The following is an 8,019-nucleotide window of genomic DNA, read 5'->3' on the forward strand; positions in this document are numbered from 1 at the left end:
AGATAAGCTAAACTAGATTTGTAAGGAAATACAGTTTAGCAATGCTTGATACATCCAACGTGTTTTTAACAGGTGTTGTATTAGAAGCGCTCTCCCAATGGAGCAGTAGATTGAAAGCGTTTCAGCAAAAACTGGGAAAGCACTTCGCTCGTTCTGAAGCACGTCTTGCAGCGTATGACTATATCCAGGCACTACTAAGCCCAGTTGAGCGGAAGAATGGATGGCAAATGGCAGAACAGGTAGGGTATAGCAATCCCTATCGCTTCCAACATTTACTAGGACGGGCGCAGTGGAACGCGGACGCAGTGTGTGCAGAAATTAGAAAGTATGCAGTGGAGCATTTGAAGAGTGAAACAGATATTTTGGCAATTGATGAAACAGGTTTTCTGAAGCAAGGAGAGCAGTCAGTAGGCGTACAGGTGCAGTATTATGGCACAACTGGACATTTGGAGAATTGCCAGGTAGGTGTGTTCATGTCCTACATTAGCGACAAAGGACATACGTTGATCGATCGCCGTTTGTATCTACCGCGCACATGGAGTGAAGATCAAAGCAAACGTAAGAAGGGAGCAGTTCCAAAATCAATCACATTTGCGACTAAACCTCAACTAGCACAACAGATGTTGGAATCAGCTTTTAAAGACGGAATACGTCCCGCCTGGTTTGTTGCTGATGAGGTTTATGGCAACGATGGTTCATTGTGGTGGTGGCTGGAAAAGACTGCTAAACAACCGTATATACTCACGGTCAGCAAGAAGCAGCCTGTAGTTATTGGCTGGCAACGTTATCAAGCCCAAGAACTGTTACCTCAGCCGGACAGCCAGCTGTGGCAACGTCTTAGCTGTGGAGCTGGCAGTAAGGGAGAAAGATACTATGACTGGGCGAAAGTGCCAGTTAATTGTGACAGATCAGATGGTTTTCAACGTTGGTTATTGTTCCGCCGCTCTCTAGAACACCCTGAAGATCCTCGCGTCAGCTACTATCAAGTATTTGCTAAGAGCGATACTACCCTAGAAACGATGGTTCAAATCGCCAGGCAAAGGTGGCGGATTGAGGAGTGCTTTAAATTTGCTAAAGACCAGCTAGGTTTAGGAGAGTACGAAGTTCGTTCCTGGCATGGTTGGCATCGACACATCACCCTCGTCCTGGCTGCTCAAATATTTCACCGTCTTACGACACTCTTGTGAGCCTGCTATTCACTCCTCTACCCCCTTTACCTCTAGTAACAACTGGCAGTCTAACTGCGTTCAAAGCGGCACGAGGTTTATTGTCCGACTAAGTATCTGGGAGATGAAGCGGTGGGTATCTCGATTCTTGTTTCCCACATTCTGGTGTCTTGAACACGTTTTGCGTTGGTCTTATTGGCGCAGATCTCATCAAGCTACTGCTCGTTACTACCATTACCAAAAGCGAATTCATTCTTCTATTTATCTACAACTGTAATACGATTCCATAATCAGCAAATGATGCAGTTCATTCCAGGTTTCCGCAAAGTGAACTTTCAATAGATCAGCCTTGCGCCACCAGCCGAGTGTTTCATAGAGATGCAACACCGAGAGATAGGAAAAGTAGGGGACACGCGCAATCGTTTCTAGCACATAAAACCGAGCATAGGAACGATTGCCATAGAGACCATCGACCACACGAAGAAAAAAGCTAACTGAGATCTTGCACCATTCTCAATAAAGGGTTGCCAAAAGAGCCAAAATCTGGAAGAAAGGGCGTAGGAATAATTTGAGTTGACGATTATGGAAACCATCGTCGAATAATAAGGGCTAGTCTATAGCCTTCTTTGCTTAATGCCTAACACATACCAGAAAGCCAGTCTAAACGCCCTGTTCGGGCTGTTTCTTGAAGCTCAAGGATATCTGAGATCTTGCACCATTCTCAATAAAGGGTTGCCAAAAGAGCCAAAATCTGGAAGAAAGGGCGTAGGAATAATTTGAGTTGACGATTATGGAAACGGTAATGTTATCGATTTGTGGATAGACTAAGAGTAAAGGAGCAAAATCTAGGAGTAGGCTAGTTTAGTATGACAGTTTTAGTGGCGGTTCGTTGTCCCCATTGCCAAAGTAGTGAAGTAGTTAGGCATGGAAAATCAACTAATGGCAAGCAACGCTTCCGTTGTCTGGAACCAGAATGCCCATATCAGACTTTTTAGCTTGAACTCTGCTTACCCTGAACGGAACCGAGAAGTAAAGCAGCAAATAGTGGAGATGACACTCAATGGGAGTGGAGTAAGAGATATTGCCAGGGTTTTGCGTATCAGCACCTCAACAGTTATTCGGGAATTAAAAAAACTCGCTTACCTCAAACCCGTTAACCAAAAGCTATTAAGCCAACTCCAGCCAGAGCAAGTCGAGGTAATATTTGAAAAAGTAGAAGTTGAATCAGAACTTGGGATTGAGGAATCCGAGCTAGATGAAATGTGGAGTTATGTAGGCAAGAAAACTAATCCCAGATGGTTTATGGCATGCAATTGACCGCCGAACTGGTCAGGTCTTAGCGTATGTATTCGGTAGGCGTAAGGATGAAGTGTTTCTTCAACTCAAAAGGCTACTTGAACCCTTTGGTATCAAAAAGTTCTGTACTGATGCATGGGGTGCCTACCAAAGACATCTACCAGCACAAATGCATGAAGTGGGTAAACGGAAGACTCAAAGGATTGAGCGCAAACATCTTCGACTCAGAACTAGAATCAAGCGACTTGCGCGTAGGACTATTTGTTTTTCCAAATCTGAGGAGATGCACGATTTAGTGATTGGTCTATTCATCAATTTCTATGAGTTTGGACTACCAATTTAGGGACAAACAACAAATTGACAACATCACCGGAGCGAATTATTAATGCAGCTCGAAGATATCCGATACTTTTTTACCAATCCCCCACCGATTTATCTTTGTCAGGAGCAAGCAGTTGCTTACATTCTGTCGGTGTTGTTGGAGGGTGAATCTTACAGTACTGGGCTAATTCAACAGCTCGAAAGCGAATATGCCAACTATCGCCTCTCGGACACGATCCTACATGCAGCGTTGAAATTTCTCGAATCGGAGGGAGCAATCAGCGGTAGCTGGCACAAAGTCGAAGGGCGCGGACGACCGCGACGCATCTATCAGCTCAATCCCGCATGGCACGATGAAGCGCGAAAGCTAGCTGCTTTGTGGCGTTACTTTACCACTCAGCAGCAGCAAATAAGGCTGAGTGTTGCGGTTCGCTCGCCAAAGCGAGTAGCACAATCGTAGTGGCTGTTGCATCTTACCCGATGACAATGAGAATGTAACTCCTGGTGCGTGAAGTAAAGTTTCCCAATCACTATCAAAGACTTGGGAAACTCCCTGCTGCATTTGCCGAGCGCTTATCGCTTGGTGATAAACCTGGGCAGACGAAATGATTTGTCTTCATCAGGTGCTCCGGCAAAGTAAGCCCAAGAGCCAATAGCAGCAGCCAAGAGCCAGCCGAGGATTAATACTGCTATGGGAAGCGCGATTGAACTATCCATGTCATAACCTCCTGAAATTTGAGATTTGCCTAACTAGTCGTGCGCGCACAGCTCCTTCTTAACAAGGGGATCGAGAAGCGTCAACATTTCTTAAAGTCAACTGCCCAATTGTTACGTATATATGCATGGCTCTCAGTCAGTGCGACGGACAAATTGCTGTTTGGGGATCGCCGCCAGAGAGTGAGGATTTTGCTCCCCAGTTACACTTTGAGTCGGAGCCAGCCAACCTAATTATGAGAAATTACAACTAATCTGAGATTGACTCAGGCACTGTTTTGGACGAATTGCTCCCCTAGTGTTCGCACTTGACCAATCGCTCTTGCCGCAGAGTGTACAGATAATTTATAGCTTGCCAGATGTTCTTCAAGCCGAGCAGTAAGCCTAAAAGTAAAATTATCAGCACAACGACTCAGCTACTTTTTGCAATCTCCCAGCTAGTAGAGTGTAACGCCGTGTATCTTTGACTTGATTCACGGCAAGCTCGATTGCTTTGGGTTGACTGACAAAAATTGCTAATCGTTTCGCACGAGTTAAACCGGTATACAACAAGTTGCGCGATAACATAATTTGATGTTGAGTAAACATCGGCAGAATGATTACTGGGGCTTCGGAACCTTACGCTTTGTGAATCGTGATCGCGTATGCCAAGGTTAACTCATTGAGGTCGGCATAATCGTAAGTGACTTCCCGCCCGGAAAATTGTACTTTTACCTCCTGCTCCTCGGGAGCGAGTGCAGAAATTGTTCCCAAGTCGCCGTTGAAAACTAAGCGATTGTAGTCGTTGACTAGCGCCATGACGCGATCGCCAACCCGCAGCTTGATTCCGGCTGGGAAGATTTCAGCTTTGTTAGAGCTAGGTGGGTTCAGCAGTTCTTGTAGTACAGCGTTGAGATTCCTTGTCCCCACTTCTCCCCGCGTCATGGGACACAACACTTGCACGTCTTTTGCTGGGTCAAACCCTAACTGTGGAATCACATCAGCGATTAGTTCTTGAATTCCCCGCACTCCATACTGTGGTTCTGGCGCTTCTAACCACAAACAATCCGAGTTGGGAGTTAGAGACACGGCTTCTAGCAGCGGATACTGCCCCGAATTAATCCGGTGAGCATTATTGACGATCGCACTTTTTGCTGCTTGGCGAAATACTTGAGTTAGCCTCACTACAGGTATTTGCTCTGATGCAATTAAATCCCGCAATACGTTCCCAGGTCCGACTGATGGCAGTTGGTCGATATCGCCTACTAATAGCAGTTGAGCATCGGGCGGGATTGCCTTGAGCAGGGAGTGGGCGAGAAATAAGTCCAGCATCGAAGCTTCATCTACGACAATCGCCTGCGCCTGGATGGGAAAATCTACATCCCGCTTAAACTTCATGGTCTTTGGGTCGAACTCTAGCAAACGATGAATGGTCTTTGCTTCCATTCGGGCTACTTCCGATAAACGCTGGGCAGCCCTACCAGTAGGGGATGCTAGGACAATGGATTTGCCCATTGCTTTCCACAACGCCACGATAGTACGGGTGGTGAAAGTTTTACCGCACCCAGGACCACCTGTCAAAATCGCCACACGTTGACTCGCTGCCATCTCTACTGCTTGTCGCTGCTCTGGAGATAGTTGCGTACCAGTAGCAGTAGTAAATTTCTCAATCCAAGCCTGTACTCGCGGTAAGTTCACTGCAATTGGACGGCTCAACAACTGATGCACTCGCTGCGCCAAATTCTGTTCGCTGTAATAGAAGGATGGTTGGTAGTAGACGAATTGATGTTCTCGATGCCCCTGCATCACCAACTGGTCTTCCATCCCCATTTGCATCAGTAAATCTGCCACTACTTGAGGATTTGGTTGATGCTGTTTCAAACTCAACCGTTGCACGACCTGCTCGATTAGCTCGGCTTGTGGTAAGAAACAATGTCCATCTTCGGCTGCTTCTCCCAATACGTGAACGATGCCTGCGCGATATCTGTACTCGGAGTCAGGAGCAATCCCCAGGTTGCGGGCGATCGCGTCAGCCGTGACAAAACCAATTCCATAGACATCAGTTGCCAGGTGGTACGGATTGCTATTGACTGTTTCAATCGACCGCTCGCCGTATTTTTTGTAAATCTTGACAGCAAAAGTGGTGGAAACGCCATGCGACTGGAGGAAAAGCATCACTTCTTTGATGGCTTTCTGAGTTTCCCAGGCGCTTTGAATCATTTTGATGCGCTTTTTGGCGATGCCAGGCACTTCAACCAACCGCTCGATCTGCTTCTCGATGATATCCAGCGTTTCTAAGCCAAAGTGGGCGACAATACGTTTTGCTGTAACTGGTCCCACTCCCTTAATCAACCCGCTACCTAAATATTTCTCTATGCCAGTAATCGTAGCGGGTTTAGTTTCTCTATAATGCGTGACTTGGAACTGAGCGCCGTACTGGGGATGCTCCCGCCACAGACCAGTTAGCTGTAACGTCTGTCCTGCCTGGATGTTAGCAAAACTACCCACAATCGTAATTAGGTCGCGAGATCGTGCTGTCTTGAGCCGCGCTACCGTGTAGCCCGATTCCTCTGAGTGGAATGTCAGCCGTTCCACAACGCCCGTCAGAAATTCGTGTTGTAGGGTAGCTTGAGTTTGAGCTGAATCTGGGAGAGTAGACATCGATAACGCTACAGTTGTGATGCGCTCGGACAACTAATTCTATTACCCTCTGCTATTTTACTCAGTACAAACATACCTGCAAATTTCTCTGAGCAACGTGTAAATAATTTGGTTATGTTCTAGATCGGTTGTTTTGCTGTTAAACTGACAAACTAAACTCGTAACGGTTGATGAATAACCCAATGACCCCTTCGTGCATTTCCTCCGTCTTAGAAAAGAAAATAGTCTTGCGAGCTAATCGCTTAATTCTTGTTCTTAATCTTAGATGCTTTCGTTCAATTCTTTGAGTTTTGCGCTTACCTATTTCGTGGCACTCTGCTGGTAAATGTCGTTCGTATGCCCCCCAACCATCTGTACAGTATCTCTTGATGCCAAATGGCTCTAGTAGCTTTTTAAGTTGGAGAAAGACTCGATCTTTTCGACGACCAAATACATAAGCTAATCAATACTTCTCGGTTAAGGCTAGAATCAAGTAAAGAGGAGAGTGTGGATTGAGATAGCTAGGAGCCAATGCAGTTGAAAGAATTCTCGTTAATTTCACCGGTAATTGAGTCGAGTCATGTGTTCAAAGCAATAGAAACGGCCATACCGATTGAAGTGATTGAACAAACTATTGGTAATACAGAAGTAAGAGAAGAACGTAAGCGCAAACTACCATCGAGTCTAGTGGTGTGTTTAGTGATTGCCATGAGCCTGTGGTCAAATGATTCGATGGCAAGCGTGTTGAAGAATCTGGTCAATGGGTTAAGCAGAGAGTGGACAAAATTAGGCAAGTACTGGAAAGTACCAAACAGCGCCTCAATTAGCGAAGCTAGGCAGCGATTAGGAAGCCGGGTAATGAGTCGGCTATTTGAGCGAGTAGCACGCCCACAAGCTACAAACCAAACGCCTGGAGCATTTTTGGGGGACTGAGGGTGATGGCAGTAGATGGAACCGTGCTAGATGTACCGGACTCGAAAGCGAATGCTAGAGTTTTTGGATATCCAGCTTCTCGTCGGGGTACACGAGCGGCATTTCCTAAAGTCCGAGTGGTGATATTGATTGAAGCGGGTACACATTTAATCGTAGATGCACTGATGTGTCCCTACCGAATCGGCGAACGGGTAAGAGCGAAAAACTGCTGCGTTCTGTCAGCGAAGGAATGCTATTAATGTGGGATAGGCTTACATTCCTATGCAATGGTGCAAGCAACATTAGCAACCCGATGCGATTACTTGGGACGAGTACCAGCTAATGTCAAATTTTCAGTGGAAAAAGTTTTGGATGATGGCTCTTATCTAAGTTGGATTCATCCTGATGGGAAGTCCAAGAAAAAGGCGCAACTAAGATCGCAGTACGAGTAATTGAGTACACCATTGATACCGAGCAGGGAAAGCATTCCTATCGTCTGATTACTAGCAAGCTAGATATCGCCTTGTTCCCGGCTTTATTGCTAGCAAACGAATATCATCAGCGTTGGGAAGTTGAAAATACTATCGACGAACTCAAGACTCATCTACTTGGACGCAAAACTCAATTCGTTCTCTCAAACCGCGTGAAGTTGTGCAAGAAATTTACGGCTGGCTGTTGGGGCATTATGCCGTGCGCTATTTGATGTTTACTGCCGCCCAGCAAGCAGGAATATCTCCTCTGCGCTTGGGTTTTACAGGTACACTTAAAGTTATCCGTCGTGCAATTGGCGACTTTCAAGACATTCAACCAGAGGAACTACTTTTTTTTTTCACCAAGCTAATTACAGACATCTTGGCTGAAAAAATTCCCCACGACAGGCTAGAAGTAATCCGAGAGTGGTCAAAAAGCCACGCTCGAAGTTTTCATCCAAAAGCCGGTTCACAGGGGGCAGGGTTCATCCGAACACCGCTAGTTTTTTCTATTACTAATA

At 46.0% G+C, this 8,019-nt stretch carries 4 protein-coding genes and 5 pseudogenes; 5 read left to right on the forward strand and 4 right to left on the reverse strand.

What is annotated here, in order from left to right; translation table 11 throughout:
- The first annotated feature begins 41 nt into the window (after positions 1 to 41).
- Positions 42 to 1,187: an IS701 family transposase gene (locus N4J56_RS34680; protein WP_317111282.1), complete on the forward strand. Its 1,146-nt coding sequence runs from the start codon at positions 42 to 44 to the stop codon at positions 1,185 to 1,187.
- 258 nt (positions 1,188 to 1,445) lie between these two features.
- On the opposite strand, the pseudogene N4J56_RS41555 reads toward N4J56_RS34680, so the two are convergent.
- Positions 1,446 to 1,667, reverse strand: a pseudogene (locus N4J56_RS41555) (alternative oxidase); the annotation flags it as partial.
- Positions 1,668 to 2,032: 365 nt separating this feature from the next.
- Here N4J56_RS41555 and N4J56_RS34685 point away from each other — a divergent pair.
- Both N4J56_RS34685 and N4J56_RS34690 read left to right on the forward strand, forming a co-directional pair.
- Positions 2,033 to 2,805 (forward strand): annotated as a pseudogene (locus N4J56_RS34685) (IS1 family transposase).
- A gap of 42 nt (positions 2,806 to 2,847) precedes the next feature.
- Complete coding sequence (locus N4J56_RS34690) at positions 2,848 to 3,243, forward strand: PadR family transcriptional regulator (RefSeq protein ID WP_317111283.1); 396 nt, start codon at positions 2,848 to 2,850, stop codon at positions 3,241 to 3,243.
- Between the two features lie 113 nt (positions 3,244 to 3,356).
- On the opposite strand, the gene N4J56_RS34695 is transcribed toward N4J56_RS34690, so the two are convergent.
- Positions 3,357 to 3,500, reverse strand: coding sequence for a hypothetical protein (locus N4J56_RS34695; protein ID WP_317111284.1), 144 nt, complete (start codon positions 3,498 to 3,500; stop codon positions 3,357 to 3,359).
- A gap of 125 nt (positions 3,501 to 3,625) precedes the next feature.
- Between N4J56_RS34695 and N4J56_RS34700 the strand changes: the two genes are divergently transcribed.
- Positions 3,626 to 3,751: a hypothetical protein gene (locus N4J56_RS34700; RefSeq protein WP_317111285.1), complete on the forward strand. Its 126-nt coding sequence runs from the start codon at positions 3,626 to 3,628 to the stop codon at positions 3,749 to 3,751.
- Positions 3,752 to 3,896: 145 nt separating this feature from the next.
- On the opposite strand, the pseudogene N4J56_RS34710 reads toward N4J56_RS34700, so the two are convergent.
- Both N4J56_RS34710 and N4J56_RS34715 read right to left on the reverse strand, forming a co-directional pair.
- Positions 3,897 to 6,137: pseudogene (locus N4J56_RS34710) on the reverse strand (ATP-dependent RecD-like DNA helicase).
- A 139-nt stretch (positions 6,138 to 6,276) separates the two neighbouring features.
- A pseudogene (locus tag N4J56_RS34715) lies at positions 6,277 to 6,567 on the reverse strand (IS1 family transposase); the annotation flags it as partial.
- Between the two features lie 80 nt (positions 6,568 to 6,647).
- Between N4J56_RS34715 and N4J56_RS34720 the strand changes: the two are divergent.
- Positions 6,648 to 7,862: pseudogene (locus N4J56_RS34720) on the forward strand (IS4 family transposase); the annotation flags it as partial.
- Positions 7,863 to 8,019: the final 157 nt, after the last annotated feature.

The organism is Chroococcidiopsis sp. SAG 2025 (assembly GCF_032860985.1).
In the GTDB taxonomy this organism is placed as follows: Bacteria; Cyanobacteriota; Cyanobacteriia; order Cyanobacteriales; family Chroococcidiopsidaceae; genus Chroococcidiopsis.

Coding starts and splice junctions, on each gene's coding strand:
- N4J56_RS34695 (WP_317111284.1), bottom strand. CDS start 3,500: ATGGATAGTTCAATCGCGCTTCCCATAGCAGTATTAATCCTCGGCTGG.
- N4J56_RS34700 (WP_317111285.1), top strand. CDS start 3,626: ATGGCTCTCAGTCAGTGCGACGGACAAATTGCTGTTTGGGGATCGCCG.
- N4J56_RS34680 (WP_317111282.1), top strand. CDS start 42: ATGCTTGATACATCCAACGTGTTTTTAACAGGTGTTGTATTAGAAGCG.
- N4J56_RS34690 (WP_317111283.1), top strand. CDS start 2,848: ATGCAGCTCGAAGATATCCGATACTTTTTTACCAATCCCCCACCGATT.